Raw genomic sequence first — 26,163 nt, 5'->3', positions numbered from 1 at the left:
CTCGCGAAGGCTTCCGGAAAGCCCTGATAGCTCTGCTGCGGGGACTTTCCGGAAGCCTTGCGGCCGCACGCGCCGGACGCCGCGGAGCCCACCCTTCGGGCGGACGGCGGGACTTTGCGGATACGGCCTAGCGGAGCCGCGCCATCAGTGCGTGCTCGACGAGCGTGATCAGCGCGCTCTTCGCATCGGCGCGGTGGCGTGCGTCCGTGGTCAGGATCGGGGTGTCGGGTCCGATCTGGAGGGCCTCGCGGACCTCGTCGGGGGTGTAGGGCTGGTGTCCGTCGAAGCCGTTGAGGGCGATGACGAAGGGGAGCCCGCTGTTCTCGAAGTAGTCGACGGCGGGGAAGCAGTCGGCGAGGCGGCGGGTGTCGACGAGGACGACGGCGCCGATGGCGCCGCGGACCAGGTCGTCCCACATGAACCAGAACCGGTCCTGACCGGGCGTACCGAAGAGGTACAGGATCAGGTCCTGGTCCAGGGTGATGCGACCGAAGTCCATCGCCACCGTCGTGGTGGTCTTGTCTCCGGTGTGCGTCAGGTCGTCGATGCCCGCCGAGGCGGACGTCATCACGGCTTCGGTGCGCAGCGGATTGATCTCCGAGACGGCACCGACGAACGTGGTCTTACCCACGCCGAAGCCCCCTGCCACCACGATCTTCGCCGAGGTAGTGGAGCGGGCTGCTCCGCCGCTAGAGCTTGCGAAGTCCACTGAGCACCCTTTCGAGCAGTGTCACATCTGGCTGGCCGCCGGCGGACTCTTCGCCGCCGGGCTGGTGAATAGCGACGAGTCCGGCCTCTGCCAGGTCGGCTACGAGGATCCGGGCAACGCCGAGCGGGATCGAGAGCAGTGCCGAAATCTCGGCGACCGACTTGATCTCGAAGCACAGTCGGCAGATCCGCTGGTGCTCGGGCAACTGCCCTTGCAGCCGGGACGGATCGGCCGTGGTACTGACCAACGCCTCAATGGCGAGTTGGTAGCGCGGTCGGGTCCGGCCGCCGGTCATGGCGTACGGACGAACCAGCGGATTGTGCGCGGTCGGCGCGGCAGGCTCGGGGGCCTGCCGCGGCTGTACCGGCTGAATACGGGGCGTCCGGGGCGAGTCGTAGTGGTGCGGACGCTGGGTGGGCCACCCGGAACCCTGCAGGGTGTCCTGAGGCGGCTGCTGGGACTGCTGCGGCTGCTGGTAGGGCCGGTAAGGCTGCTGGGCGCCCTGTCTGCTGGGTGTGGAGGGGAAGTTGAACCGGTTGTCCCCGTGCTCACCCGGCATCTGCCGGCCACCGTTGTACGGGTGTCCGCCCTGGGGTGTGTCCACGATTCCTCCTCCGACTACCGGTCCCGATCCCAGTGGGTCCGCGCCACCGCACTTTATGGCCCGGTGGCGCGAAACGCACTGTCTGTCTACTAGTTAAGAAGACTTCCTTGCAGTTCAGCACGGAGGTCCGGAGTCAGGACACTGCCCGCACGGTCGACGAGAAGGGCCATTTCGTACCCAACCAGACCGATATCGGCGTCCGGGTGTGCGAGAACGGCCAGGGAAGATCCGTCGGAAATGGACATAATGAAGAGGAATCCGCGTTCCATCTCCACAACTGTCTGATTCACCGCGCCGCCCTCGAAGATCCGCGAGGCGCCCGCGGTCAGCGAGGTCAGCCCGGAGGCGACGGCCGCCAGCTGGTCGGCGCGGTCACGGGGGAATCCCTCGGACATGGCCAGCAGGAGTCCGTCTGCGGAGACCACCACCGTGTGCGACACCCCGGGGGTGTTGTCCACGAAGTTGGTGATCAACCAGTTCAGATTCTGCGCCGCCTGGCTCATCGGGCTCACACTAACGCTCCTGGTTGTAGGTATTACTGTCGTCCAAACCCGCGCTGCGTCCCCGCAGTACGCCCCGCCGCAGGTTGCTCAACCTGCCGCGGACGTCCTCGGGGGCACGGGAAACCTGGGGGCCGCCCTGCGGGGTCTGCTCCGCCGCGCCCTCGACCAGATTGGCCTTGGGCACCCGCCGGGGGAGTCCGGACGGGGTGATCCCGCCCGCCTTCGGCTCCCGGAGCTTCTCGGCCCGCTCCCAGCGCTCGTCGTTGGCCGAGCGCCAGTCGTCGGAGCCGTTGTCGCCCTGCTGCGGCAGTTCCTTCTCCTGCTGCGGCTGCTGCGCGGCGGCGGGCCGGTTGTTCCCGCGACCGGTGGGCTGCCAGTGCTGCTGACCGCCCCGGCGCGGCAGACCGGCTTCGGTCAGCTCGTGGCCGGAGTTGGGCGTGGGTCCCGGACGGTCGAAGCCTACGCGCTCCTGCGGCTCGGCGGGGGCGCTCGGGACGGATTCCGCTTCCGCTGGCGCCGATGGCTCGAATGCACCCTGGTAGGCGCCCTGGTCCGGCCAGACATCCTGATGGGCCCGGGGAGCGAACGGCTCCTCGTACGACGGCTGCGAGGCTTCACCGGCCGCGTAGGCGGCTTCCGTATAGCCACCGGGCCGACCCTGCTCGGGCTGCGGGGCAAAGCCCGTGTCGGCGACGTAGGGGTCGTAGCCGCCCTCGTACGAGGTCTGCTGCGGCTCCTGCGGGTAGCCGTCGGCGTACGGCTCCTGGGGGAACCGCTGGTGTTCGCCCGCCGTCTGCGCCTCCAGCGCCGCCCGGCGCTCCTCGCGCAGCAGCGAACGGCCCACCGGGTCCAGCTGTGCCGCGTCCGCCGAGGGCTGCTCGTAGCGGGAGTCGTCGAAGCCGAGCTCCGCAGCCGTGCGCGCGTGCGACGGCTGTTCGAAGCTCTGCTGCTCCGGAATGATCGAGGAGACGGTGAAGTCGTCCGCCGCGGCGGACGGTTCGCCACCGCCGCCGTGGGTGATCGCGTCCGGCAGCATCACCAGCGACGTGGTGCCGGCCTGCTCGCCCGAGGGGCGCAGCTGGACCCGGATGCCGTGCCGGTCGGCGAGCCGGCCGACCACGAAGAGACCCATCCGCTGCGAGACCGCGGCGTCCACGGTCGGCGGATTGGCCAGCTTGTGGTTGATGTCGGCGAAGTCCTCGGCGGTGAGGCCGATGCCCTTGTCGTGGATCTCGATCATCACGCGGCTGTCGGGCAGCCGGGTCGCGGTGACCCGCACCTTGGTCTGCGGCGAGGAGAAGGTGGTGGCGTTCTCCAGCAGCTCGGCCAGCAGATGCACGAGGTCGGTGACGGACTGGCCGTGGATCTCGGTCTCGGGCACTCCGGAGAGCTCGATGCGCTCGTAGGACTCCACCTCGGAGGAGGCGGCACGGAGCACGTCGACCAGCGGGACCGGCTGGTTCCAGCGGCGGCCGGGCTCCTCGCCCGCGAGGATCAGGAGGTTCTCGCCGTTGCGGCGCATGCGGGTGGCCAGGTGGTCCAGCCGGAAGAGGTTCTCCAGCTGGTCCGGGTCGGCCTCGTTGTTCTCCAGGTCGGTGATGAGGGTCAGCTGGCCCTCGATCAGCGACTGGTTGCGGCGCGAGAGGTTGGTGAAGATCGCGTTGACGTTGCCCCGCAGCATGGCCTGCTCGGCCGCCAGCCGGACCGCCTCGCGGTGCACCTGGTCGAAGGCGCGGGCCACCTCGCCGATCTCGTCGCGGCTGTGGATCGGGATCGGCTGGACGCGGGTGTCGACCCGGCCCGGTTCGGCCCGGGACAGCTGGTCGACCAGCATCGGCAGCCGCTGCTCGGCGACCTGGAACGCGGCCGTGCGCAGTTGGCGCATCGAGCGGCTCATCTGCCGGGCCATCAGGCCGGCCAGGGCGAACGCGGCCAGCAGCGCGACGATCACGACGGCGGCGTTGACGATGGCGTCGTTCCTGGCACTGGACGAGATCTCCGCGGCCTCGGCCACCGCCTTGTCGACGAGTTCTTCCTCGACCGTGGTGTAGCCGTCGAACTTGGCGGTGGCGGCGGCCATCCAGGTCTCGGGCGTGATGCCCTTCGCGGCCAGCTGCTCGGGCGACTTGCCCTGCCCGATCTGCTGGGCCATGCCGTCGAAGAACGAGCCGTCGATGCTGGGCGGGGCGACGAACGGGGTACCGGCCGCGTCGGCCTTCTCCCTGGCCTTCTTCAGCTCCTCGGCGCCCTCGTCGGCCTTGGCGGACATGACCTGCTTCAGCCGGGCCGCGTCGGCCTCCGTACCACCGGAGGTGAACTCGCCGAGCGCGATCTGCTCCAGGTAGTTGTACGAGTTGAAGGCCTTGACCTGGGCGTCGAACTTGGCGCTCTCCTGGCTCGGACGCACCAGCAGATGCATGCCGATGGAGCGCTGAAGCGATTCTGCGGCCTTGGCCAGCTCGATCGCGTAGACCGTACGGCCGTAGCTGGTGATGTTGCCGGTGCCCAGCCCCAGCTCGTTGCTGAACTCCATCAGGGAGTGCTGGACCTTGACGTAGCCCTCCTCCGTCTTCACCGGGTCCATGCCCTCGACGAAGGCCGACTTGCGCAACTCGGGAAGAGTGGGCTCCTCCAGCCGGAAGAGCTGCAGGCGCCGTTCCAGGCCCTGTTTCTCGGGCATGTCCTTCACGGCTTCGTTGAACTTGCCCGCGGCGTTGTCGGTGGCGGCCTGGACCTTCCCGATGACTTCGGCGTCACGCTTGTTCGAGAGGAGGGGCTGAGCGGAGAGGTCACGCTCGTTGAGGAGCGCCTGGCCGTACTCGGCGGCCGCGCGCACGATCAGCGCGGTCTTCTCGGCGTCCTGCGCCTCGTCCCAGGTGTCGACCGATTCCTTCACCTGGAATCCGCCCATGACCAGGCCGACCAGGACAGGGAGCAGGAGAATGGCGTTCAGCCGGGTGGGCACACGCCAGTTGCGCGGGGAGAACCGGCTGGAGCCGCCACCGCGCACCGCCGCATCGGCGGACGACGCCGCGGCGCGCGGCGGCGGGGTGAAGTTGCCCCGCTCCTGCTGCGCCGTGGAGCCCGCGTTGTTTCGCCTCACTCGACCAACAACCTCTCGGCGTCGGCACCTACGTTGTGCCGTGTTTTGTTCAGGGCCGTACTACTCGGGAGTCCGACGAATTCCAGCACGGGGACCGGTCGCGTTCCAAACAGTCGGAATCTGTCATTCCGAGTGGCCCAGGCCTCGGATATAACGGGCATAAAGAACGAGCCCCGTCAAAAGGCGGGGCTCGTGTGAGCGCAGTGACACCAATCGGATGCGTCGGGTGTCGACCGCGGGGCAATTCTCTGTCGAAACGTTATGAATGCGAGGGTGGATCGTGTCAAAGGACACAGTCCACCTCCGCCCGACTGCGGCAACTACCGTATGGCAATACCGACTTGTTCCTACTTGAGCCGCGCCATGAGCGCGTGTTCGACGAGCGTGATCAGACCGCTCTTGGCGTCCGCGCGGTGGCGTGCGTCCGTCGTGATGATCGGGGTGTCGGGTCCGATCTGGAGGGCCTCGCGGACCTCGTCGGGGGTGTAGGGCTGGTGTCCGTCGAAGCCGTTGAGGGCGATGACGAAGGGGAGCCCGCTGTTCTCGAAGTAGTCGACGGCGGGGAAGCAGTCGGCGAGGCGGCGGGTGTCGACGAGGACGACGGCGCCGATGGCGCCGCGGACCAGGTCGTCCCACATGAACCAGAACCGGTCCTGACCGGGCGTACCGAAGAGGTACAGGATCAGGTCCTGGTCCAGGGTGATGCGACCGAAGTCCATGGCGACGGTCGTCGTCGTCTTGCCCCCGGTGTGCGTCAGGTCGTCGATGCCCGCGGACGCGGACGTCATCACGGCTTCCGTACGCAACGGGTTGATCTCCGAGACGGCACCGACGAACGTGGTCTTACCCACGCCGAAGCCCCCGGCCACCACGATCTTCGCCGAGGTGGTGGCCCGGGCCGCACCGCCGCTAGAGCTTGCGAAGTCCACTGAGCACCCTTTCGAGCAGTGTCACATCCGGCGCGCCGCCGGCCTCTCCATTGCCCGGCTGGTGGATGGCCACCATGCCGGCTTCCGCCAGGTCCGCGACGAGAATCCGGGCCACACCGAGCGGCATCGACAGCAGCGCCGAGACCTCGGCCACCGACTTGACCTCACGGCAGAGGTGGCAGATCCGCTGGTGCTCGGGGAGCAGCGTCCCCAGATGCGCGGGGTCGGCCGTGGTGGAGACCAGCGCCTCTATGGCGAGCTGGTAGCGCGGCCGGGTCCGGCCACCGGTCATGGCGTACGGGCGGACCAGTGGCTGGTCGCCTTCACCGTCGTACGACGCGTGGTGCAGTGCGCCGTACGGATCGGGTGAGGCGGGTGGCGGGGTCATGAATCCTCCGGGCGTGACAGCAGTACGTCGGCTTGCCGTCTGAAGGGGCCGGTGGGGGGCTCTGAGCGGCCGGACGGGCGAGGGATGAGGGCGTTGGCTGGGGCGATCGAGTCTGTCATCGATCCATGGCCGCCTAATGAAGCAGGCTGCCCTGGAGCTCGGCACGGAGGTCGGGGGTGAGGACGGTGCCCGCACGGTCGACCAGCAGAGCCATCTCGTACCCCACCAGACCGATGTCGGCGTCCGGGTGGGCGAGGACGGCCAGGGAGGATCCGTCCGAGATGGACATCAGGAAGAGGAACCCTCGTTCCATCTCCACCACGGTCTGACTGACGGCGCCGCCTTCGAAGATCCGGGAGGCGCCCGCGGTCAGCGAGGTCAGCCCGGAGGCGACGGCCGCCAGCTGGTCGGCGCGGTCACGGGGGAATCCTTCGGACATGGCCAGCAGGAGTCCGTCGGCGGAGACCACCACCGTGTGCGACACCCCGGGGGTGTTGTCCACGAAGTTGGTGATCAACCAGTTCAGATTCTGCGCGGCCTGACTCATCGGGCTCAACTAACGCTCCTGCTGGTGAGTGGGGCCGAGTGGGAAACTGCCGGTCGACTGGCTGTTGTTGGCCTGCCGTCCCTGCTGGATGCCCCGGCGGAGATTGGTCAACCGCCCGCGAACATCATCGGGGGCGCGTGACACCTGCGGACCGGACTGATGGTTCTGCTGCTGAGCGGTACCCGGCACCAGGTTGGCGCGAGGTACCCGGCGCGGCAGTCCGGAAGTGGTGACTCCGCCTGCCGCGGGCTTCTTGACCCGCTCCGCCTGCCGTACGAGTTCGTCGTTCGGCGAGGGGCGCCAGGAACTTGTGGTGCTGCCCGTGTCGCCTCCGTCGCGGCTCGGCGCCGCGGGAGCGGAGGACTCCGGGGCCGGCTGCTGGGAGAGCGGTGCGGACGCCTGCGGCTCGGCGGGCGGCTGTTGGCCGCCCTGCTGCGGGCCGTGGAACCAGTTCGTCTCCAGGGTGTCGTACAGCGGCGTACGACCGTCCCCGGGCCCGGCCGCCGGAGGCAGCGCCTCGGGCTGCGGCTGCGGTGGCAGCACCGGGCGGTACTGCGCGTCGCCGGCGGTCGGACGCGGGGCACCGAGGTCCTCGTCGTCCCGGCCGCGCTGACGAGGGGTCGGCAGGCCCTGGTCCTGCGCCCGGACGGGCTGCGGCCGGCCGAAGTCGGGACGGGCGAACTGTGCGGTGCTCGCCGGGTCCTGGGACGGGTCCTGCGGGGCCGGAGCCGAGAAGTCCGGGCGGGCGAACTCGGCGGTGGAGCCGGGGCCCTGGCTGTCGTCCATGGGCGCCCGCGGGTTGAGCGGCGGGCTCGTCGGCCGCTGGAACTGGCCGGTGGACTCGGGCTCCTCGTGGCCGCGCGGGGCGTCCAGCGGAGTACGCCGCGGCGCGGACGGGGCCTCGGCGCCCCAGCTGGTGGTCTGCGGGCGCTGCGGCTGAGGGTTGCCACCGGGCAGCTCGGCACGCGGGCCGCCGACCGGGGGCAGCTGACGGTCCGGCTCGCCCTGGCCGACGGGCTGCTGGAAGCCGCCCTGGCCGGCCGGGTTCTGCCGGGCCTGCTGCGGCTGCGAGGGCTGCCAGGGGGCGCCGGGGCCGTTCGGCCGGTCCTGCGGGCCGTTCTGGTCCTGGCGGTTCTGGCCGAACAGGTCGGGCCGGCCCGACTCCGGACGGCCCGGTCCGTCGCCCTGGCCGTGGGCACCGAGGCGGGCGCCGTTGCCGAAGGCGCCGGCGAGGCCGCCGCCCTGACGCTGCGGCGCCGGACGGGAACCGTCCTGCGGTCCGGTGCCGGACAGCCCGGCGGACTGGAATCCGGCGTTCTGCCCGCCCTGCTGGTTCGGCCGGCCCTGCTGGTTCGGCTGGCCCTGCTGGTGGCGGGGACCGCCGTCGCGCGAGGGCAGCGCGGCACGCGGCGCGGAGCCCGCACCGACCTGACCGCGCGAGGCGCCCGGACCCGTGGCGAGACGTCCGGCCGGGCCGGACGGGGCGCCGCCGGGGCCGGGACGGGAGCCGTTGCCCGCGCCCGCCGGGCCACCGGCGAGCGGACCGCCCGGGGCGCCGGACTGCTGCCCGGGTGCCTGCTTGGGGGCCGGCTGCTTGCCGCCGTGCGCGACGTCGACGGGCAGCATGACCAGCGCGGTCGTGCCACCGGAGTCCGAGGGCCGCAGCTGGATCCGGATGCCGTGACGCAGGGACAGCCGGCCGACCACGAACAGACCCATGCGGCGGGAGACCGAGACGTCCACGGTGGGCGGCGAGGCGAGCCGCTCGTTGATCGCGGCGAGGTCCTCGGGGGAGAGGCCGATACCGGTGTCGTGGATCTCGACCAGCACCCGCCCGTCCGGCAGCGCGTGACCGGTGACCCGGACCTTCGTCTGCGGAGAGGAGAACGACGTGGCGTTCTCCAGCAGCTCGGCGAGCAGGTGCACGAGGTCGTTGACCACGCGGCCCGCGACCTCGGTGGCGGGCACCGCGGCCAGCTCGATGCGCTCGTACTGCTCCACCTCGGAGGCGGCGGCACGGAGCACGTCGACCAGCGGGACGGGACGGGTCCACCGGCGGCCCGGCTCCTCGCCCGCGAGGACGAGGAGGTTCTCGCCGTTACGGCGCATACGGGTCGCGAGGTGGTCGAGCTTGAAGAGCGAGGAGAGCTGGTCCGGGTCGGCCTCACGCGACTCCAGCTCGGAGATGAGCGAGAGCTGACGCTGGATGAGGCCCTGGCTGCGGCGCGAGAGGTTGGTGAACATCGCGTTGACGTTGCCCCGGAGCAGGGCCTGCTCGGCGGCGAGACGGACGGCCTCGCGGTGCACGTCGTCGAAGGCCGCGGCCACCTGACCGATCTCGTCCCGGGAATGCACACCGACCGACTCGACCGAGGTGTCCACGTCCTGCGGGTCGGCCTCGGAGAGCTGCTTGACGAGCTCGGGCAGCCGGTCCTGGGCCACGCGCGTGGCCGTGTCCTGGAGCCGCCGCAGCGAACGGATCATGGACCGGGCGACCACGAAGGCGCCGACCAGCGAGACGCCGAGCACCAGCAGGATGAGCGCACCGCTGACGATCGCTTCGCGCTTCGACTCGTCGCGGAGCTCGCGGGCCTTGCCCTCCATGTCGCTGAGGAGGGTCTCCTCGATGGTCTTCATCGCCTGGATCTTGGTGGAGCTCTGGTCGTACCAGTCCAGGTAGGAACGGCTCGCGGTGCCGGTCATGCCCGAGGGGCTGTCCAGCACCTTCTTCGCGTAGGCGTTGGCGGCCTTGATCTCCGGGTTGCCCTCGTCGAGCGTGGCGGTCAGCTCGTCGGCGTTGTTGCCGGTCGTCGTGTACACGGCCTTGAAGGAGCGGAGGGCCGAGCTCTCCTTGCGCAGCGCGGCGCGGCCGAACTGCTTGTCGTTCTCGTTGAGGTGCGGCTGCTTGTCGTTGCCGCCGGGCAGGGCCGCGGCGATGATCGCGCGCTGGACCGAGGCGTACTCCTTGGCGGAGGAGAAGGCCGCCAGTGCCCGGGTCCGCTTGATCATCTCGGAGTTGCTGGTCGCCTGCGCCATGTCCTGCGAGAGGCTCAGCAGCGAGGTGATCAGCTGGCTGTACTGGTCGACGGTCTGGAGACTCGGGGTGTCTTTGGCGTACGCCGTCTTGCGGATGTCCCGAATCTCGGAGAGCTGGCTCGCGATCTGGGTGACGCTCGAATAGATGCCTTCGAGGGCCTCGTCGTCGGTGGGGTCGCCGATCGAGGTCGTCGCTTCGAGGAAGGCCGTCTTCGCCCGGTCGGTCTTCTTGCGGGGCTCGGTGACCTTGAAGTCGGTGGGCTTCACCCCGTTGGCCAGCGGACCGGCCGAACGGTCGCGCTCCTCCTGGAGCGCGACCGCGAGCGCCGTCGCCTGCTTGGTCATCTTGGTCAGCAACTGCATGTGATCCAGCTGCTGGATGTCGTTCATGGACTCGTTGATCCGCAGTCCGCCCAGCGTGGTCGCGGCGACCACCGGAAGGGCGAGCAGGGAGACCAGGCGTGTGCTGATGCGCCAGTTGCGAAGAGCGACTCGCGAGCCGTTGCTGACGGGGCCCTGGGACTTCGGTGACGAGACCGGATCGACGTCGTCGTTCGCCGTGGCACCGGGGCGCTGAGCACGGTCGCCGCTGTCGCCGGCCGCGGCAGGCCCGGGGTTCTGGGCGTGCTGGGCCGAGGAACCGCGGTCGGTCCCGCCGTGCGGCTCCTGCTCCGCCGCAGCGCTGCCATCCCTCTTGAAACGTCCCTGCACTAGCGTCGCAACCTCTGGACCAGGCGTTCCTCCGTGCGAGACGGTGGAACGGTGTCGGCGTCGTGGGACGTTGTCTCCGCCCCATGGTGGTCGTGAGTGACCGGCTTTCCTCCCCTTTCCGCCGCCACTCGGCGCTCCGTTGCGCCCCCTGCGCGCCGGCTTGAAACCCGCGGCGGTGCGTGGAATTCCAGCACAGTGCCGGATCTCCAACAAGGGCCCGGCACCGGGCTGCGAGTTGAGTGACGCGTTGTGACGGATGAGTAACAAGCGGTGGAACGTGATCACGGGTAAACCGGACGATTGCGGGTGAATCGGCGAGGCGTGAACGGTGTCCCAGTCGCCATGGTCAGGAGTGGAATGACTGATTCAGTGCCGTAATGTCCGTTTCTGTGGGCGCGATCGAGCGCCCGAAATAAGGGAATTGTCGGCGCGGTCGTGAGCAAACTCACATGATGATCGCCGTCTCTTCCGGGCTTCTGGAGGGAATTGGATGTTTAGCCTGACGCTTTACACGGATGGCAAATCCGACAACCGGCGCCCCTGAGGGCGGCGCCCGCAACCGACAGGGTCCGAACGGCAGATGAAGACGACGATGATGTTCCGCAACATTGCCAACCCCCGGCGCACCACGCTGGCGCACCTCAAGGACGCCGACGCGCTGCAGACGCCGGAGCAGCCGGAGCACGCCGTGGCCCTGCCCGCCCAGACGGCCAACCCCCGCCGCACCATCCTCATGGAAGCCCCGGTCACCGCCGCGGTCGCGGAGTAGCGAGAGGCCCTCGTCCCCCTCACCCGCGCCGGCGCCCCGCTCCCGCGCGGCCGCCCCGTCATGCCGCCCGGCAATTGAAGCAATCCCCGCCGGGCAACGCGTTAGCCTGGAGCGTCAGTCTTCAGCCAGCAAGTGAGGGGCGACAGCATCCCGTGCGCATCGCCAGGTTCTCCATCGACGGCAATGTCGCCTTCGGCGCCGTCGAGGGCGAGGGGCCCGATGGTCTCGTCCTCGACATCATCAAGGGCATTCCGTACGCCGAGTTCGAGCTCTCCGGCACCAAGGTCCCGCTGAACAAGGTCCGCCTTCTGCCGCCCGTGCTCCCGAACAAGGTCGTGGCCATCGGCCGCAACTACGCGGAGCACGCCGCGGAACTCGGCAACGAGGTACCGGACGTCCCCGTCGCCTTCTTCAAGCCCACCACCTCGGTGATCGGCTCGGGCGACGCGATCGAGTACCCCTCCTTCTCGAACGAACTCCACCACGAGGCCGAACTGGCCGTGGTCATCGGCCGCATGTGCCGGGAAGTGCCGCGCGAGCGCGTGAAGGACGTCATCTTCGGCTACACCTGCGCCAATGACGTCACCGCCCGCGACGCCCAGAAGCGCGAGAAGCAGTGGGCTCGGGCCAAGGGCTTCGACACCTCCTGCCCGCTCGGCCCCTGGGTGGAGACCGACCTCGACCCCCACGACCTGACCATCCAGGCCACGGTCAACGGCGAGCAACGCCAACTGGGCCGTACGAGCGACATGATCCGCTCGATCGAGGATCTGGTCGTCCACATCACGGAAGCCATGACGCTGCTCCCGGGCGATGTGATCCTCACCGGCACTCCCGCAGGGGTCGGACCCCTCCATGTCGGCGACGAGGTCGCCGTCACCATCGAAGGCATCGGCACTCTCACCAACAAGGTGATCAAGCGTGGTTAACGCACCCGTCCGTGTACGTTTCTGTCCCTCCCCGACCGGCAACCCCCACGTGGGCCTGGTCCGCACCGCCCTGTTCAACTGGGCCTTCGCCCGGCACCACGGCGGCACCCTGGTCTTCCGCATCGAGGACACGGACGCCGCCCGTGACTCCGAGGACTCCTACAACCAGCTCCTGGACTCGATGCGCTGGCTCGGCTTCGACTGGGACGAGGGCCCCGAGGTCGGCGGCCCGCACGCCCCGTACCGCCAGTCGCAGCGCATGGACATCTACAAGGACGTCGCCGACAGGCTCCTCGCGGGCGGGTACGCGTACCACTGCTACTGCACCACCGAGGAGCTCGACACCCGCCGCGACGCCGCCCGCGCCGCCGGCAAGCCGTCCGGCTACGACGGCCACTGCCGCGAGCTGAGCGCCGAGCAGATCGCCGCGTACGAGGCCGAGGGCCGCACCTCCATCGTCCGCTTCCGGATGCCCGACGAGGCGCTCACCTTCACCGACCTGGTCCGCGGCGAGCTGACCTTCCAGCCGGAGAACGTGCCGGACTACGGCATCGTCCGTGCCAACGGCGCCCCGCTCTACACGCTGGTCAACCCGGTCGACGACGCGCTGATGGAGATCACCCACGTCCTGCGCGGCGAGGACCTGCTCTCCTCCACGCCGCGCCAGCTCGCCCTCTACAAGGCGCTCATCGAGCTGGGCATCGCCAAGGACACCCCCGCCTTCGGCCACCTGCCGTACGTCATGGGCGAGGGCAACAAGAAGCTCTCCAAGCGCGACCCGCAGGCCTCGCTCAACCTCTACCGCGAGCGCGGCTTCCTGCCGGAGGGGCTGCTCAACTACCTCTCCCTGCTGGGCTGGTCGATCGCCGAGGACCGCGACATCTTCTCCGTCGAGGAGATGGTGGCCGCGTTCGACATCAAGGACGTCAACGCCAACCCGGCGCGCTTCGACCTGAAGAAGTGCGAGCACATCAACGCCGAGCACATCCGCAAGATGGACGTGAAGGCGTTCACCGAGGCCTGCGGCCCCTGGCTGAAGGCCCCGTTCGCCCCGTGGGCCCCGGAGGCCTTCGACGCGGAGCAGTTCGCGGCGATCGCCCCGCACGCCCAGACCCGCGTCACGGTCCTCTCCGACATCACGGCCAACGTCGACTTCCTCTTCCTCGAAGAGCCGGCGACGGACGAGGCGTCCTGGGCCAAGGCGATGAAGGAGGGCTCCGACGCCCTCCTCACCACGGCCCGCGCCAAGCTGATCGAGGCCGAGTGGAACGCGGACGCCCTGAAGAACGCCATCCTCGCCGCCGGTGAGGAGCACGGCCTGAAGCTCGGCAAGGCCCAGGCCCCGGTCCGCGTCGCGGTCACCGGCCGCACGATCGGCCTGCCGCTCTTCGAGTCCCTGGAGATCCTGGGCCGCGAGAAGACGATCGCCCGCATCGACGCGGCGCTGGCGAAGCTGGCCGCGTAACGGCGCCTCCATCGAAGCGCACCCACGGGAGGGGCGGCAGTCACGACGGCTGCCGCCCCTCCCGCGGTCTCGTACCCGCTGTGTCCGCCGTACGGGCCTCTACGCTGACCTCATGACGATCCGCGCGGTCCTCTGGGACATCGACGACACGATCTTCGACTACTCCGGTGCCGACAGCATCGGCATGCGCAAGCATCTCGAACAGGAGGGCCTGCCCGACGGATACGACTCCGCCGAGCAGGCCCTCGCCGCATGGCGGGCGATCACCGATGTGCACTGGGCGCGGTTCGCGGCCGGGGAGACGGACTTCCTGGGGCAGCGCCGGGACCGGGTCAGGGAGTTCGTCTCGCGGCCGCTGGAGGACGAGGAGGCCGACGACTGGTTTGCTCGGCACGCGGCCCACTACGAGGCCGCCTGGGCGCTCTTCCCGGATGTGTTGCCGGTACTGGATCTGCTGGCGGACGGGTTCCGGCACGCGGTGCTCTCGAACTCCAGCATCCACAACCAGGACCGCAAGCTGCGCGCGCTCGGCGTGCGGGACCGTTTCGAGGCCGTGGTGTGCGCCGTGGAGCTGGGCGTCTCCAAGCCCGAGGCCGGCGCCTTCCACGCCGCCTGCGACGCGCTGGCGCTGGAGCCGGGGGAGGTCGCGTACGTGGGGGACGAGCCGGACATCGACGCCGGTGGGGCGGTCGCCGCCGGGCTGATGGGGATCTGGCTGGACCGGGGCGGACGCGGCGGACGGCCCGAGCTCGTCCGCATCAGCGGGCTCGATCAGCTGCCCGGACTGCTGGCGGGCAATACCCGTTTTGGAGCGCCGGACACCTTCGGGTAATGTTCTTCCTGCGCCGCCCGAGCGGGACGAAAGATCCGAACGGGAGGCGCAAGCCGAACAAAACCCCTCATCGGGGGTTGAGTTCTGGTGGGCTATGGTGTAATTGGCAACACTACGGTTTCTGGTACCGTCATTCTAGGTTCGAGTCCTGGTAGCCCAGCGCAGAAATGCAACAAGTAGTAACAAGCCCCCGTTGTGTAGCGGCCTAGCACGCTGCCCTCTCACGGCAGTAGCGCCGGTTCGAATCCGGTCGGGGGTACAGATCCTTCCCGCGAGATCATCTGGGTCGCACCCACGGTCTCGATGCAGGATCGCTAGGGCCCCCGTTGTGTAGCGGCCTAGCACGCTGCCCTCTCACGGCAGTAGCGCCGGTTCGAATCCGGTCGGGGGTACTTGTAACACTGTGGGCTATGGTGTAATTGGCAACACTACGGTTTCTGGTACCGTCATTCTAGGTTCGAGTCCTGGTAGCCCAGCGCAGAAATGCAACAAGTAGTAACAAGCCCCCGTTGTGTAGCGGCCTAGCACGCTGCCCTCTCACGGCAGTAGCGCCGGTTCGAATCCGGTCGGGGGTACAACAGCAGGACAGGCAAAGGCCCTTCATCCAGATGAAGGGCCTTTGCCGTTGGTCCGCGAGGCCCGTTCGAGCTGCGGGCCCGTTCAGAGACCGTAACGCCGGGCCGACTCCTCTTCCTGGGCCTCCGGCGCAGGGACTTCAGCAACGGCTCGTAGAGCACCGGCGACGCGACCGCCATCTCCACCTGCTCCGACTCCGTGGGGTACGTCTCCATCATGTCCAGGTCCTGGACGGCGACTTGATGCATCGGACCGGCCTGCTCGGCCAGGTAATCGATGTCGCATGGATGGCCGAGGCGGATCAGGGTGGCCACCGAGGACACCAGCGCGCGATACGCGGAGGAGAAGGAGCCGATCTCCTGCGTCGTCGCCCAGCCGGTCCGTTCCAGGAGTCGCTCGACCTCCGCGCCGGGCGGTCTCGGTCTCCGGGGCCGTCTCGTCGGGATCGGGGCCGTGCGGGAGTGACCACAGTGCCGCGCCCAGCCGGATCGTCCGGCTCAGGGAGTCGTCGTCGATGTGGGAGAGGACCTCGCGCGCCGTGGCCACGGGGAGGCGGCCCACCCGGATCAGGGCCCGCACCGGGCGCAGCCGGTGCACATGGCTCTCGTCGTATTCGGCCTGCGTCGCGGTGATCCGCCGAGGTTCTGAGAGGGGCCGCCACGACGCTGGGGCGGCCGGAGAACTGCCTGGTGTGTCAGCCGTTGCGGCGCAGGGCCTCGCTGAGCCTGGCCGCCGAGTCGATGACCGCCTGGGCGTGCATCCGGCCCGGGTGCCTGGTCAGTCGCTCGATCGGTCCGGAGACCGAGACGGCGGCGACCACCCGGTTCGAGGGGCCGCGCACCGGGGCCGAGACCGAGGCCACGCCCGGCTCGCGCTCGCCGATCGACTGGGCCCAGCCCCTGCGCCGCACGCCCGAGAGCGCCGTCGCCGTGAAGCGGGCACCCTGGAGGCCGCGGTGCAGGCGCTCCGGCTCCTCCCAGGCCATCAGGATCTGGGCCGACGAGCCGGCCTTCATGGTGAGCGTGGAGCCGACCGGCACGGTGTCCCGCAGGCCGGACAGCCGCTCCGCCGCCGCCACGCAGATCCGCATGTCGCCCTGCCGGCGGTAGAGCTGCGCGCTCTCGCCCGTGATGTCGCGCAGGTGCGTGAGCACCGGGCCCGCCGTGGCCAGCAGGCGGTCCTCGCCCGCCGCCGCCGCGAGCTCCGCCAGCCGGGGGCCGAGAATGAAACGGCCCTGCATGTCCCTCGCCACCATCCGGTGGTGTTCCAGTGCCACGGCCAGCCGGTGGGCCGTGGGCCGTGCGAGCCCGGTCGCCGCGACCAGCCCGGCGAGGGTGGCCGGACCGGACTCCAGGGCGCTCAATACCAGAGCTGCCTTGTCGAGAACGCCGACGCCGCTAGAGTTGTCCATACGACGATACTCCCGTCTCACTCTGTGAAACGCAAGTTCAATATTCGGCGGAAGTTGCGAACCTGTACGGGCGGCCACACAACGGCCCGTAGCCACCGCCCCGCACGGGGGTCCGGACGGCGGCGCACCGAATCTCTAGTTGGGCCGGCGAAGACGCCGGCCGGAGGGAAAGCGATGGGTAGGACACTCGCGGAGAAGGTCTGGGACGACCATGTCGTCCGGCGCGCCGAAGGTGAGCCCGACCTCCTCTTCATCGATCTGCACCTGCTGCACGAGGTGACCAGCCCCCAGGCCTTCGACGGCCTCCGGCAGGCCGGACGCCGGGTGCGGCGCCTCGATCTCACCATCGCCACCGAGGATCACAACACCCCGACCCTCGACATCGACAAGCCGATCGCCGACCCGGTCTCCCGCGCCCAGCTGGAGACCCTGCGCAAGAACTGCGCGGAGTTCGGCGTACGGCTGCACCCCCTGGGCGACGTCGAGCAGGGCGTCGTGCACGTGGTCGGCCCGCAGCTGGGCCTGACCCAGCCCGGCACCACCGTGGTCTGCGGCGACTCCCACACCTCCACGCACGGCGCCTTCGGTGCGCTGGCGTTCGGCATCGGCACCAGCCAGGTCGAGCACGTGCTGGCCACCCAGACACTGCCGATGGCCCGCCCGAAGACCATGGCGATCACCATCGACGGCGAACTGCCCGACGGCGTCACGGCCAAGGACCTGATCCTCGCGATCATCGCCCGGATCGGCACCGGCGGCGGCCAGGGCTACATCCTGGAGTACCGCGGCTCCGCCATCGAGAAGCTCTCGATGGAAGCCCGGATGACCATCTGCAACATGTCGATCGAGGCGGGCGCCCGGGCGGGCATGATCGCCCCGGACGAGACCACCTTCGACTATCTGAAGGGCCGCGACCACGCCCCCCAGGGCGAGGACTGGGACGCCGCCGTCGCGTACTGGAAGACGCTGCGCACGGACGACGACGCGGTCTTCGACGCCGAGGTCGTCATCGACGCGGCCGAACTGGCCCCGTTCGTCACCTGGGGCACCAACCCCGGCCAGGGCGCGCCCCTGTCGGCCAACGTCCCCGACCCTGCTTCGTACGAGGACGCCTCGGAGCGCAACGCCGCCGAAAAGGCCCTGGAGTACATGGGGTTGACCGCCGGCCAGCCGCTGCGCGAGATCAACGTGGACACCGTCTTCGTAGGTTCCTGCACCAACGGCCGGATCGAGGACCTGCGCAACGCGGCCGCAGTCCTGGACGGACGCAAAGTCGCCGACGGGGTACGGATGCTGGTCGTCCCGGGCTCCGTCCGGGTCGCCCTCCAGGCCGTCGAGGAGGGCCTGGACAAGGTCTTCACCGCCGCGGGCGCCGAATGGCGGCACGCCGGCTGTTCGATGTGCCTGGGCATGAACCCCGACCAGCTGGCCCCCGGCGAGCGCTCCGCCTCCACCTCGAACCGCAACTTCGAGGGCCGGCAGGGCAAGGGCGGCCGTACGCACCTGGTCTCCCCGCAGGTCGCCGCCGCCACCGCCGTTCTGGGCCACCTGGCCTCGCCCGCCGACCTGTCCGACGCCCGTACGCCCGCCGGAGTCTGAGAATCATGGAAGCTTTCACCACGCACACCGGCCGGGCCGTCCCGCTGCGCCGCAGCAATGTCGACACCGACCAGATCATCCCCGCGCACTGGCTGAAGAAGGTCACCCGGGACGGCTTCGAGGACGGACTCTTCGAGGCCTGGCGCAAGGACGAGAGCTTCGTCCTCAACCGCCCGGAACGCAAGGGCGCCACGGTCCTGGTGGCCGGGCCCGACTTCGGCACCGGATCGTCCCGCGAACACGCCGTGTGGGCGCTGCAGAACTACGGCTTCAAGGCCGTCGTCTCCTCCCGGTTCGCTGACATCTTCCGCGGCAACTCGCTGAAGAACGGGCTGTTGACCGTCGTACTCGACCAGAAGGTGGTCGACGCGCTCTGGGAGCTGACCGAGGCCGATCCCACGGCCGAGATCACCGTCGACCTGGAGGCGCGCCAGGTCCGCGCCGAGGGCATCACCGCAGACTTCGAGCTCGACGAGAACTCCCGTTGGCGACTGCTCAACGGGCTGGACGACATCAGCCTCACCCTTCGGGACGAAGCGGACATTGCGTCTTATGAGGTGGCAAGGCCGACCTTCAAGCCGCGTACAATTAACGCCTGAGCAGCGCGTTTCCAGGACTGCGCCCCCTGCCATCTGGTAGGGGGCGCAGTCGCTTGTTGAGACCCCGTCGGGCGACAACTCGCCTCAGATGGCACAATCGGTGCATGGAACGCGACAGCCAACTCAAGCTTTACGGCCAAGTCGCCGACCGATTGAAGGAAGCGCACACAAGAGTGCGCGCACTGCAAGTCCCGGAGGGCGTGAGGATGGCGCTGTCCCGGAAGCTGTTGGTCATCACGGCCGCGGCTAAGCACGATCTCCCGGATGCGGCAAGGCGTCTGGACCGGTTGATGAAGGACCTCGATGAGGGCCGATTCCCCGAAGGTGACTGACTCTGCGGAACTATGCAGCGGTCGACTTCGTTGCGGCACTAGGGTGATTAGCCCGTTTCGTGTTTGATTTGCGGTATATATCTGCCTAACGTGCGAAAACGCTTGAACACTTACGTTCTGGCAATGTCTCCGAAGGGGAAGACGTGAACAAGGCGCAGCTCGTAGAAGCGATTGCCGACAAGGTCGGAGGCCGCCAGCAGGCCGCCGACGCCGTCGACGCGGTACTCGACGCGATCGTCCGTGCGGTTGTCGCGGGGGACCGTGTCTCGGTCACCGGCTTCGGCTCGTTCGAGAAGGTCGACCGCCCCGCCCGTTACGCCCGCAACCCGCAGACGGGGGAGCGTGTGCGGGTCAAGAAGACCTCGGTTCCCCGCTTCCGCGCGGGCCAGGGCTTCAAGGACCTGGTGAGCGGCTCGAAGAAGCTCCCCAAGGGCGGCGAAGTGGCCGTGAAGAAGGCGCCCAAGGGCAGCCTCACGGGCGGTCCTTCCGCCCGTACGACGGCCAAGGCCGCAGCCAAGAAGGCCGCAGCCAAGAAGGCCGCGGCGAAGAAGGCCACCGCCAGGAAGACCACTGCGGCGAAGGCCGCGGCGGCCAAGAAGACCGCCGCGAAGAAGACCACCGCGGCGGCCAAGAAGACCACGGCGGCCAAGAAGACCACCGCCGCGGCGAAGAAGACGGCCGCCAAGAAGGCCGTCGCAGGCAAGACCGCGCCCGCGAAGAAGGCCACGGCGAAGAAGGCGCCCGCGAAGAAGACCACGGCGCGCAAGACCACGGCGAAGAAGGCCACTGCGCGGAAGAAGTGAGACCGAGCAGCGCAGAGCTGCTCACACGCGGCCGGGCCGGGTTCCCCTCGGGGAGCCCGGCCCGCGGGCTGTCATGGGCGCCGTGCGCGCCCTGCGAAACGTCGGCGTTCAGAGCGTCTGCAGCGTCACCAGGGTGATCCGCAGCTCCGCACCCTCGCCGCTGCCCTCGATCCGCACCCGCTGCCCCGGGCGCAGCAGCCGCAGACCGCCCGCGTCGAAGGCCCGGGCGTCGAAATCCACCGGGGTGCCGTCGTCGAGCAGCACGCTGCCGGTGCGGGTCTCGGGGTCGTAGGTGTACGAGGTCGCCTGCATGGCCACAAGCCTATCGGTCCGGTGGGACAGCCGTTGAAGGTTCACCGCCGCGGGCCCGGCCGGGAGCGGCGGCGGCCCGGGAGCCCCCCACGTCCCAGTGTTCCGCGGTGTGCGCGCCGACGCCCAGCACCAGTGCCGCCCGCAGATCCGCGCCGGTGTCCACGTCCTGGCGGACCGAATCGATGCCGGTCAGGTCGATTTCCACCGCGCCGGAGTCCAGGTGCCGGGACCGGGAAGGGCCGCCGAAAGCCGGGCGCAATTCCACTCCCGGCGCAGCCGAAAGAAATGTTGTCCCGATTCCTGCCGCATCGGTAACGAATGCGCGAGGAAATTCTGCGGCATATTTGAGTACCCGGGTCAATTCTGCGGGGCGCAGTGCGGGCAGATCCGCGTTGAGCGCGGCGACCGCGGCCCCGGGCCGCCGGACCCGTACCGCCCGCTCACCGTGTGCCAGCGCGGCGTTGAGCCCGCGGTCGGGCTCGTCGGGGACGACGCGCGCCCCGATCGCGGCGAGGGCCGTCCGGGCCTCCTGGTCGTCCGTGACCACCACCACATCCAGCACCGCCGGGCAGGACAGGGCGGCGGCCACGGTGTCCCGGGCGAAGGCGAGGGCGAGCCGGGGGCGCAGTTCCGGACCCGCCGCGGGCGCCAGCCTGCTCTTGGCCCGCGTCAGGGGCTTCAACGGAACGACCAGGGACCAGGGAACGGTCGGGTCGGTGTTCGTGGCGATCTCCCCCTCGGTGCACGTAGCCGCCTATTCTCGCCTGCCGGTGCGAGAACCTGGAGGGTCGGTCCCGAAAGCTGGGCGTACGGTGTTCTCGACAGAGCAGGGGCCTGGGGCGAGACTTGACCGTCGGTAGCCAGGCAGAGTTCAGGTCCTTAGAGGAAGGTGTCCGAGTGTCCCGCCGCAGAATCGGCTTCTGGTACCGCCTGGCGGCGGTCATCGCAAAACCGCCAATGGTGGTTCTGTTCAAGCGTGACTGGCGGGGGATGGAACACATTCCGGCCGACGGCGGATTTATCACCGCGGTCAATCACAACTCCTATCTGGACCCGCTTTCCTATGGTCACTTCCAGTACAACACCGGACGGGTGCCGCGGCTTCTTGCCAAGGCGGGCCTGTTCAAGACCCCCTTTGTGGGAATGATGCTGCGCGGTACCGGACAGATCCCGGTGTACCGCGAGACGACCAACGCGCTGGACGCCTTCCGGGCCGCCGTCGACGCCATCGAGCGCGGCGAGTGCGTCGCCTTCTACCCGGAGGGCACGCTCACCCGCGACCCCGACATGTGGCCGATGGCGGGCAAGACCGGTGCCGCCCGCGTCGCGTTGATGACGAAGGCCCCGGTCATCCCTGTCGCGCAGTGGGGCGCCAACTTCGCGATGCCGCCGTACGCCAAGGAGAACAAGTTCCGGCTCTTCCCCCGCAAGACCCTTCAGGTGCAGGCCGGGCCGCCCGTGGACCTCTCCCGGTTCTACGATCAGGACCCGACGCCCGACATCCTGCGCGAGGCGACCGAGGCCATCATGGCCGCGGTCACCGCTCAGCTGGAGATCGTGCGGGGCGAGCAGGCTCCCGCACAGCCCTACGACCACCGCCAGGCCCGCGCGGAACAGCGACGCAAGGCCGAAGGAGAGGGAACCAAGTGACGCACCCCGCAAAGGCGGCCGTCTTCGGAACCGGCTCATGGGGTACGGCCTTCGGCATGGTCCTCGCCGACGCCGGCTGCGAGGTCACCCTCTGGGGCCGTCGTGCCGAGATCGCCGAGGCCGTCAACACGACCCGTACCAACCCGGACTACCTGCCGGGAATTGAGCTACCCGCCTCGGTCCGGGCCACCACCGACGCCGTCGAGGCGCTGGACGGCGCCGACTTCGCCGTACTCGTGGTGCCTTCGCAGACCCTGCGCGCCAACCTCGCCGAATGGACTCCGCACCTCGGTTCCGACACCGTTCTCGTCTCGATGATGAAGGGCGTCGAACTCGGCACCGCGAAGCGGATGAGCGAGGTCATCGAGGATGTCACCAAGGTCTCCGCGGACCGGGTCGCCGTCATCACCGGGCCCAACCTGGCCAAGGAGATCGCCGAACGCCGTCCCGCGGCTGCCGTCGTCGCCTGCCAGGACGAGTCCGTGGCCCGGCGCCTCCAGAGTGCCTGCCACACCTCGTACTTCCGCCCGTACACCAACACCGATGTGGTCGGCTGCGAACTCGGCGGCGCGGTCAAGAACGTCATCGGCCTGGCGGTCGGCATCGCCGACGGCATGGGCCTCGGCGACAACGCCAAGGGTTCGCTGATCACCCGGGGCCTCGCCGAGACGACCCGGCTCGGCCTGGCCATGGGCGCCGACCCGCTGACCTTCTCCGGACTCGCGGGCCTGGGCGACCTGGTGGCGACCTGCTCCTCGCCGCTCTCGCGCAACCACACCTTCGGCACCAACCTCGGCCGCGGCATGACGCTCCAGGAGACCATCGCCGTCACCAGGCAGACCGCCGAGGGCGTCAAGTCCTGTGAGTCGGTGCTCGATCTGGCGCGCAGGCACGGCGTCGACATGCCCATCACCGAGACGGTCGTCGGCATCGTCCACGAGGGCAAGCCGCCGATGGTCGCGCTGGGTGAGCTGATGTCGCGCAGCGCCAAGCCCGAGCGGCGCTGAAGCGGGCCGGGGCAGCCGGAGCGGTGAACGTTCATGGTCACCGCTCCGGCCGCCCCGGCCGCGCTGACGCGAGTGGTACCAGCAGGTACGCTCAACGCGATATGAGCAGCGAGAACCTCCCCCAGAGCCCGGAGCAGCAGCTCCGCAAGCCGCGCGTGGCCGTCGTGTTCGGCGGCCGCAGCTCCGAACACGGCATCTCGGTCGTCACGGCCGGCGCCGTCCTGAACGCCATCGACCGGACCAAGTACGACGTTCTTCCGATCGGCATCACGACGGACGGCCGCTGGGCCCTCACCGCCGACGAACCCGAACGCATGGCCATCACGGACCGGCAGATGCCGGAGGTGGCCCAGCTGGCCGAGTCCACCGAGGGCGCCGTGGTGCTCTCCGTCGACCCCGGCAGCCGCGAAGTGGTGTACAGCGAGCCCGGCTCGGTCCCCAAGGCGCTCGGCGAGGTCGACGTCGTCTTTCCCGTGCTGCACGGCCCGTACGGCGAGGACGGCACCCTGCAGGGGCTCCTGGAGCTCTCCGGGGTGCCCTACGTCGGCGCCGGGGTGCTCGCCTCGGCGGTCGGCCAGGACAAGGAGTACATGAAGCGGGTCTTCATCTCCTTCGGGCTGCCGGTCGGCCCGTACCTCGTGATGCGTCCCCGCGAGTGGGACAACGACCCCTCCGGCGCCCGCAAGCGCATCGTGGACTTCGCCGGCGAGCACGGCTGGCCGCTCTTCATCAAGCCCGCACGGGCCGGCTCGTCCATCGGTATCACCAAGGTCGACGATCTGTCCGGCCTCGACGAGGCGATCGAGGAGGCCCGCCGCCACGACCCCAAGTTCCTGGTCGAGTCGCTGCTGCGGGGCCGCGAGATCGAGTGCGGGGTGCTGGAGTTCGAGGACGGCCCGCGCGCCAGCGTGCCCGCCGAGATCCCCCCGGTGACCTCGCACGACTTCTACGACTTCGAGACCAAGTACATCGATTCGGTCTCCGGGATCGTGCCCGCCCCGCTCACCGAGGAGCAGACGGCCGAGGTCCAGCGGCTCGCGATCGAGGCCTTCGAGGCCACGTCCTGCGAGGGGCTGGTCCGCGCCGACTTCTTCCTCACCGAGGACGGCACCTTCGTGATCAACGAGATCAACACCCTGCCGGGCTTCACCCCGATCTCCATGTACCCGCGGATGTGGCAGGAGAGCGGTGTGAGCTACCAGGAGCTGGTGGACCGGCTGATCCAGGCCGCGTTGAGCCGCCCGACCGGCCTGCGCTGAGCCGGACCCGCGCCGCACGGCGTGCGCTCCCGCCGGGGAGCGCACGCCCTACAGCCCGGGAACCGTCTTGCGGATGGCCGGGGCGAACGCGGCCAACGGGCTCGCGTCATGGGCGTACGCCTCCGAGAGGGTCACCTCGACGTATGCCTTGCGGTAGGTCGTCGTGAAACGCGGACCGGTGCCCTCGGGCTGCTCCAGCAGCCAGTTGACGCCGTTCGCCTCGGTCCCCTTCGCCATGGGGTCGTCCATCTTCGCGGGCCGGGGGACACCGCAGCGCAGTACGATCTCTCCGTCCCCCCACTCGGCGGTCAGTTCGGACTCCGGCCCGGAGTCACCGAGCTCGAGACCGGCAACGGTTCTCGGCAGTTCCTTGTGCAGCGCACGGCAGTAGCCCGCGGCTTCCGGGGACGGCGTGGGAACCGTGATCGACGCCGTGGCGTCCGTTGCGGAACAGCCTGCCGCGGCCAGCAGCAGCACGGCGACGGCGGGGCCGAGGAACACGGGATGGCGAAGTCGGCGCGATGAAGTCACCGGCCCAGCGTAGACGGGGGCTACAGATGAACGACCGGGCAGGTCAGGGTTCGCGTGATGCCTTCCACCTGCTGGACCTTGGCGACCACCATGCGGCCGAGTTCGTCGACCGTGTCGGCCTGCGCGCGCACGATCACGTCGTAGGGGCCGGTGACGTCCTCTGCCTGGATCACTCCCGGAACTTGCGCGATGGTTTCGGCGACGGTCGACGCCTTGCCCACCTCGGTCTGAATAAGGATGTACGCCTGTACCACGGAACCTCCAGGGCGGCCACGAGGATCATGTGGGGGAGAAAGGGACGCCACGGTATCGCGTCGCCATGTGCCGCGGGGAGACCTGTGGACCGTTGACGCCCACAGCGTGGCGTACACAAGACACAAGTTGACGTATCTCTTGACAGTACCGACAGCAGTGACGGCCCGCGACCGCAAGCGCAGCGGTCCGGTGGGGGGACAGGCATGGCGGTGACGAGCGGTGCAGACTGCTCCCTGCGGCGGCAGCCGGTCCAGGGTCCGTACCCCCGGCCGCCGAAGCAGCGCCGGACGGCCGTCCGGCGCGATAGATGAGAGGTGAGACTCGGTGAAGGGAACCGTGGGCGAGTTGGGGGAGTTCGGGCTCATCAGGGAGCTCACTTCCCGGCTCACCACCACTCCGGCGGTACGGCTCGGACCCGGCGACGACGCCGCGGTCGTGACCGCTCCCGACCGCAGGGTCGTGGCCAGTACGGACATCCTGTTGGAGGGACGGCACTTCCGCCGCGACTGGTCGACGGCGTACGACGTCGGCCGCAAGGCCGCCGCTCAGAACCTCGCCGACATCGCCGCCATGGGCGCGGTGCCCACCGCGCTGCTGCTCGGCCTGGTCGTCCCCGCCGAACTCCCGGTCACCTGGGCCGGCGAACTGATGGACGGCATCCGCGACGAGTGCCAGGTCGCGGGTGCGGCCGTGGTCGGCGGAGACGTGGTGCGCGGCGAGACGATCACCGTCTCGATCACGGCGCTGGGCGATCTGCGCAACCATGAACCGGTCACCCGCTCCGGCGCCCAGCCCGGCGACGTCGTCGCCGTCACCGGCTGGCTCGGCTGGTCCGCCGCCGGGTACGCGGTGCTCTCCCGCGGCTTCCGCTCGCCCCGTGCCTTCGTCGAGGCCCACCGGCGCCCCGAACCGCCGTACCACGCGGGCCCCGCGGCCGCCGGACTCGGCGCCACCGCGATGACGGACGTGAGCGACGGGCTCGTCGCCGACCTCGGGCACATCGCCGAGGCCAGCCAGGTCCGGATCGATCTGCGCTCCGGGCTCATCGACATCCCCTCGCAGATGTCCGACATCGGGCAGGCGGTCGGCGTCGACCCGCTCCAGTGGGTGCTGACCGGGGGCGAGGACCACGCGATCGTCGCCACCTTCCCGCCGGACGTGAAGCTGCCCGCCCGCTGGAAGGTGATCGGCGAGGTCCTCAACCCCTCCGCGCTGCCGCAGGTGACCGTCGACGGGGCGCCGTGGACCGTCAAGGGCGGCTGGGACCACTTCGGGGACATGGAGGACGCCCAGTAGATTTCGGC

General features: G+C 69.5%; 25 protein-coding genes, 5 tRNA genes and 1 pseudogene. 17 read left to right on the top strand and 14 right to left on the bottom strand.

Annotation, left to right across the window (positions count from 1 at the left end; all coding sequences use genetic code 11):
* Positions 1 to 127: 127 nt before the first annotated feature.
* The 8 genes from ACWCQ6_RS05150 to ACWCQ6_RS05115 form a co-directional block, all read right to left on the bottom strand.
* Complete coding sequence (locus tag ACWCQ6_RS05150; protein ID WP_014048542.1) at positions 128 to 709, bottom strand: GTP-binding protein; 582 nt, start codon at positions 707 to 709, stop codon at positions 128 to 130.
* Entirely contained in the window at positions 690 to 1,313 is a 624-nt protein-coding gene (locus ACWCQ6_RS05145) for a DUF742 domain-containing protein (RefSeq protein WP_451085536.1), read from the bottom strand. Before ACWCQ6_RS05145 ends, ACWCQ6_RS05150 begins: the two co-directional genes overlap by 20 nt.
* 89 nt (positions 1,314 to 1,402) lie before the next feature.
* Complete coding sequence (locus ACWCQ6_RS05140) at positions 1,403 to 1,816, bottom strand: roadblock/LC7 domain-containing protein (RefSeq protein WP_006127847.1); 414 nt, start codon at positions 1,814 to 1,816, stop codon at positions 1,403 to 1,405.
* A gap of 10 nt (positions 1,817 to 1,826) precedes the next feature.
* Positions 1,827 to 4,919, bottom strand: coding sequence for a nitrate- and nitrite sensing domain-containing protein (locus ACWCQ6_RS05135; protein WP_451085534.1), 3,093 nt, complete (start codon positions 4,917 to 4,919; stop codon positions 1,827 to 1,829).
* A 347-nt stretch (positions 4,920 to 5,266) separates the two neighbouring features.
* On the bottom strand, positions 5,267 to 5,848 hold the full coding sequence (locus ACWCQ6_RS05130; protein ID WP_072487286.1) for a GTP-binding protein: 582 nt from the start codon (positions 5,846 to 5,848) through the stop codon (positions 5,267 to 5,269).
* Positions 5,829 to 6,236, bottom strand: a complete 408-nt coding sequence (locus ACWCQ6_RS05125) for a DUF742 domain-containing protein (RefSeq protein WP_003966010.1) — start codon at positions 6,234 to 6,236, stop codon at positions 5,829 to 5,831. Before ACWCQ6_RS05125 ends, ACWCQ6_RS05130 begins: the two co-directional genes overlap by 20 nt.
* Positions 6,237 to 6,369: 133 nt before the next feature.
* The gene (locus ACWCQ6_RS05120) at positions 6,370 to 6,792 is read right to left on the bottom strand and encodes a roadblock/LC7 domain-containing protein (RefSeq protein WP_003966009.1); all 423 of its coding nucleotides are present in this window, start codon (positions 6,790 to 6,792) and stop codon (positions 6,370 to 6,372) included.
* Positions 6,793 to 10,530, bottom strand: a complete 3,738-nt coding sequence (locus ACWCQ6_RS05115; protein WP_451085532.1) for a nitrate- and nitrite sensing domain-containing protein — start codon at positions 10,528 to 10,530, stop codon at positions 6,793 to 6,795.
* A gap of 580 nt (positions 10,531 to 11,110) precedes the next feature.
* On the opposite strand from ACWCQ6_RS05115, the gene ACWCQ6_RS05110 reads away from it, so the two are divergent.
* The 9 genes from ACWCQ6_RS05110 to ACWCQ6_RS05070 all read left to right on the top strand — a co-directional run bounded on the left by ACWCQ6_RS05110 (position 11,111) and on the right by ACWCQ6_RS05070 (position 15,100).
* Positions 11,111 to 11,299 carry a hypothetical protein gene (locus ACWCQ6_RS05110; protein ID WP_451085530.1) on the top strand — a complete coding sequence of 63 codons (189 nt, stop codon included), beginning with the start codon at positions 11,111 to 11,113 and terminating at the stop codon, positions 11,297 to 11,299.
* A 152-nt stretch (positions 11,300 to 11,451) separates the two neighbouring features.
* Positions 11,452 to 12,228, top strand: coding sequence for a fumarylacetoacetate hydrolase family protein (locus ACWCQ6_RS05105; RefSeq protein WP_072487282.1), 777 nt, complete (start codon positions 11,452 to 11,454; stop codon positions 12,226 to 12,228).
* On the top strand, positions 12,221 to 13,693 hold the full coding sequence (gltX, locus tag ACWCQ6_RS05100) for a glutamate--tRNA ligase (RefSeq protein ID WP_451085528.1): 1,473 nt from the start codon (positions 12,221 to 12,223) through the stop codon (positions 13,691 to 13,693). The genes ACWCQ6_RS05105 and gltX overlap by 8 nt, the downstream gene beginning before the upstream one ends.
* A gap of 112 nt (positions 13,694 to 13,805) precedes the next feature.
* The gene (locus ACWCQ6_RS05095; protein WP_451085526.1) at positions 13,806 to 14,525 is read left to right on the top strand and encodes an HAD family hydrolase; all 720 of its coding nucleotides are present in this window, start codon (positions 13,806 to 13,808) and stop codon (positions 14,523 to 14,525) included.
* A gap of 88 nt (positions 14,526 to 14,613) precedes the next feature.
* Positions 14,614 to 14,685 (top strand) — tRNA-Gln (locus ACWCQ6_RS05090).
* A gap of 26 nt (positions 14,686 to 14,711) precedes the next feature.
* Positions 14,712 to 14,784 (top strand) — tRNA-Glu (locus ACWCQ6_RS05085).
* A gap of 60 nt (positions 14,785 to 14,844) precedes the next feature.
* A tRNA-Glu gene (locus ACWCQ6_RS05080) sits at positions 14,845 to 14,917 on the top strand.
* Positions 14,918 to 14,929: 12 nt separating this feature from the next.
* Positions 14,930 to 15,001, top strand: a tRNA-Gln gene (locus ACWCQ6_RS05075).
* Between the two features lie 26 nt (positions 15,002 to 15,027).
* A tRNA-Glu gene (locus ACWCQ6_RS05070) sits at positions 15,028 to 15,100 on the top strand.
* Between the two features lie 85 nt (positions 15,101 to 15,185).
* On the opposite strand, the pseudogene ACWCQ6_RS05065 reads toward ACWCQ6_RS05070, so the two are convergent.
* Together ACWCQ6_RS05065 and ndgR are read right to left on the bottom strand one after the other, a co-directional pair.
* A pseudogene (locus ACWCQ6_RS05065) lies at positions 15,186 to 15,737 on the bottom strand (MerR family transcriptional regulator); the annotation flags it as partial.
* Positions 15,738 to 15,795: 58 nt separating this feature from the next.
* Positions 15,796 to 16,512, bottom strand: coding sequence for an IclR family transcriptional regulator NdgR (ndgR, locus tag ACWCQ6_RS05060; protein WP_030928691.1), 717 nt, complete (start codon positions 16,510 to 16,512; stop codon positions 15,796 to 15,798).
* Positions 16,513 to 16,686: 174 nt separating this feature from the next.
* On the opposite strand from ndgR, the gene leuC reads away from it, so the two are divergent.
* From leuC to ACWCQ6_RS05040, 4 genes are all read left to right on the top strand, one after another.
* Positions 16,687 to 18,111 (top strand): 3-isopropylmalate dehydratase large subunit, encoded by a 1,425-nt coding sequence (gene leuC / locus ACWCQ6_RS05055; RefSeq protein ID WP_451085524.1) that lies wholly within the window; start codon positions 16,687 to 16,689, stop codon positions 18,109 to 18,111.
* Between the two features lie 5 nt (positions 18,112 to 18,116).
* Entirely contained in the window at positions 18,117 to 18,710 is a 594-nt protein-coding gene (gene leuD, locus ACWCQ6_RS05050) for a 3-isopropylmalate dehydratase small subunit (protein WP_451085522.1), read from the top strand.
* Positions 18,711 to 18,814: 104 nt separating this feature from the next.
* Positions 18,815 to 19,042 (top strand): SCO5555 family protein, encoded by a 228-nt coding sequence (locus ACWCQ6_RS05045; protein WP_072487271.1) that lies wholly within the window; start codon positions 18,815 to 18,817, stop codon positions 19,040 to 19,042.
* Positions 19,043 to 19,185: 143 nt separating this feature from the next.
* The gene (locus tag ACWCQ6_RS05040) at positions 19,186 to 19,845 is read left to right on the top strand and encodes an HU family DNA-binding protein (RefSeq protein WP_451085520.1); all 660 of its coding nucleotides are present in this window, start codon (positions 19,186 to 19,188) and stop codon (positions 19,843 to 19,845) included.
* A 108-nt stretch (positions 19,846 to 19,953) separates the two neighbouring features.
* Here ACWCQ6_RS05040 and ACWCQ6_RS05035 read toward each other — a convergent pair whose 3' ends face one another.
* Positions 19,954 to 20,157, bottom strand: a complete 204-nt coding sequence (locus ACWCQ6_RS05035; protein ID WP_451085518.1) for a hypothetical protein — start codon at positions 20,155 to 20,157, stop codon at positions 19,954 to 19,956.
* A 10-nt stretch (positions 20,158 to 20,167) separates the two neighbouring features.
* Positions 20,168 to 20,887, bottom strand: a complete 720-nt coding sequence (gene cofC / locus ACWCQ6_RS05030) for a 2-phospho-L-lactate guanylyltransferase (protein ID WP_451085638.1) — start codon at positions 20,885 to 20,887, stop codon at positions 20,168 to 20,170.
* A 167-nt stretch (positions 20,888 to 21,054) separates the two neighbouring features.
* Between cofC and ACWCQ6_RS05025 the strand changes: the two genes are divergently transcribed.
* The 3 genes from ACWCQ6_RS05025 (at position 21,055) to ACWCQ6_RS05015 (ending at position 24,073) form a co-directional block, all read left to right on the top strand.
* The gene (locus tag ACWCQ6_RS05025; protein WP_451085516.1) at positions 21,055 to 21,807 is read left to right on the top strand and encodes a lysophospholipid acyltransferase family protein; all 753 of its coding nucleotides are present in this window, start codon (positions 21,055 to 21,057) and stop codon (positions 21,805 to 21,807) included.
* Positions 21,804 to 22,814: an NAD(P)H-dependent glycerol-3-phosphate dehydrogenase gene (locus ACWCQ6_RS05020; RefSeq protein WP_451085514.1), complete on the top strand. Its 1,011-nt coding sequence runs from the start codon at positions 21,804 to 21,806 to the stop codon at positions 22,812 to 22,814. Before ACWCQ6_RS05025 ends, ACWCQ6_RS05020 begins: the two co-directional genes overlap by 4 nt.
* Positions 22,815 to 22,915: 101 nt before the next feature.
* On the top strand, positions 22,916 to 24,073 hold the full coding sequence (locus ACWCQ6_RS05015) for a D-alanine--D-alanine ligase family protein (protein ID WP_451085512.1): 1,158 nt from the start codon (positions 22,916 to 22,918) through the stop codon (positions 24,071 to 24,073).
* 48 nt (positions 24,074 to 24,121) lie between these two features.
* On the opposite strand, the gene ACWCQ6_RS05010 is transcribed toward ACWCQ6_RS05015, so the two are convergent.
* Both ACWCQ6_RS05010 and ACWCQ6_RS05005 read right to left on the bottom strand, forming a co-directional pair.
* Positions 24,122 to 24,574, bottom strand: coding sequence for a DUF3515 domain-containing protein (locus ACWCQ6_RS05010; RefSeq protein WP_451085636.1), 453 nt, complete (start codon positions 24,572 to 24,574; stop codon positions 24,122 to 24,124).
* A gap of 50 nt (positions 24,575 to 24,624) precedes the next feature.
* A complete protein-coding gene (locus tag ACWCQ6_RS05005) occupies positions 24,625 to 24,858 on the bottom strand; it encodes an Lrp/AsnC family transcriptional regulator (RefSeq protein ID WP_189545835.1) in 234 nt (77 codons plus the stop codon).
* A gap of 325 nt (positions 24,859 to 25,183) precedes the next feature.
* Between ACWCQ6_RS05005 and ACWCQ6_RS05000 the strand changes: the two genes are divergently transcribed.
* Positions 25,184 to 26,155, top strand: a complete 972-nt coding sequence (locus ACWCQ6_RS05000; protein WP_451085509.1) for a thiamine-phosphate kinase — start codon at positions 25,184 to 25,186, stop codon at positions 26,153 to 26,155.
* Positions 26,156 to 26,163: the final 8 nt, after the last annotated feature.

Source organism: Streptomyces sp. NPDC001880, from assembly GCF_053594575.1.
The sequence above is the reverse complement of the archived record's forward strand: the minus strand, read 5'-3'. Positions and strand labels throughout refer to the sequence as shown.

Excerpts from the sequence above, each read along its gene's own strand:
- ACWCQ6_RS05140 (WP_006127847.1), bottom strand. The coding sequence starts at position 1,816 with ATGAGCCAGGCGGCGCAGAATCTGAACTGGTTGATCACCAACTTCGTG.
- ACWCQ6_RS05125 (WP_003966010.1), bottom strand. The coding sequence starts at position 6,236 with ATGACCCCGCCACCCGCCTCACCCGATCCGTACGGCGCACTGCACCAC.
- ACWCQ6_RS05110 (WP_451085530.1), top strand. The coding sequence starts at position 11,111 with ATGAAGACGACGATGATGTTCCGCAACATTGCCAACCCCCGGCGCACC.
- ACWCQ6_RS05095 (WP_451085526.1), top strand. The coding sequence starts at position 13,806 with ATGACGATCCGCGCGGTCCTCTGGGACATCGACGACACGATCTTCGAC.
- ndgR (WP_030928691.1), bottom strand. The coding sequence starts at position 16,512 with ATGGACAACTCTAGCGGCGTCGGCGTTCTCGACAAGGCAGCTCTGGTA.
- leuC (WP_451085524.1), top strand. The coding sequence starts at position 16,687 with ATGGGTAGGACACTCGCGGAGAAGGTCTGGGACGACCATGTCGTCCGG.
- leuD (WP_451085522.1), top strand. The coding sequence starts at position 18,117 with ATGGAAGCTTTCACCACGCACACCGGCCGGGCCGTCCCGCTGCGCCGC.
- ACWCQ6_RS05045 (WP_072487271.1), top strand. The coding sequence starts at position 18,815 with ATGGAACGCGACAGCCAACTCAAGCTTTACGGCCAAGTCGCCGACCGA.
- ACWCQ6_RS05035 (WP_451085518.1), bottom strand. The coding sequence starts at position 20,157 with ATGCAGGCGACCTCGTACACCTACGACCCCGAGACCCGCACCGGCAGC.
- ACWCQ6_RS05015 (WP_451085512.1), top strand. The coding sequence starts at position 22,916 with ATGAGCAGCGAGAACCTCCCCCAGAGCCCGGAGCAGCAGCTCCGCAAG.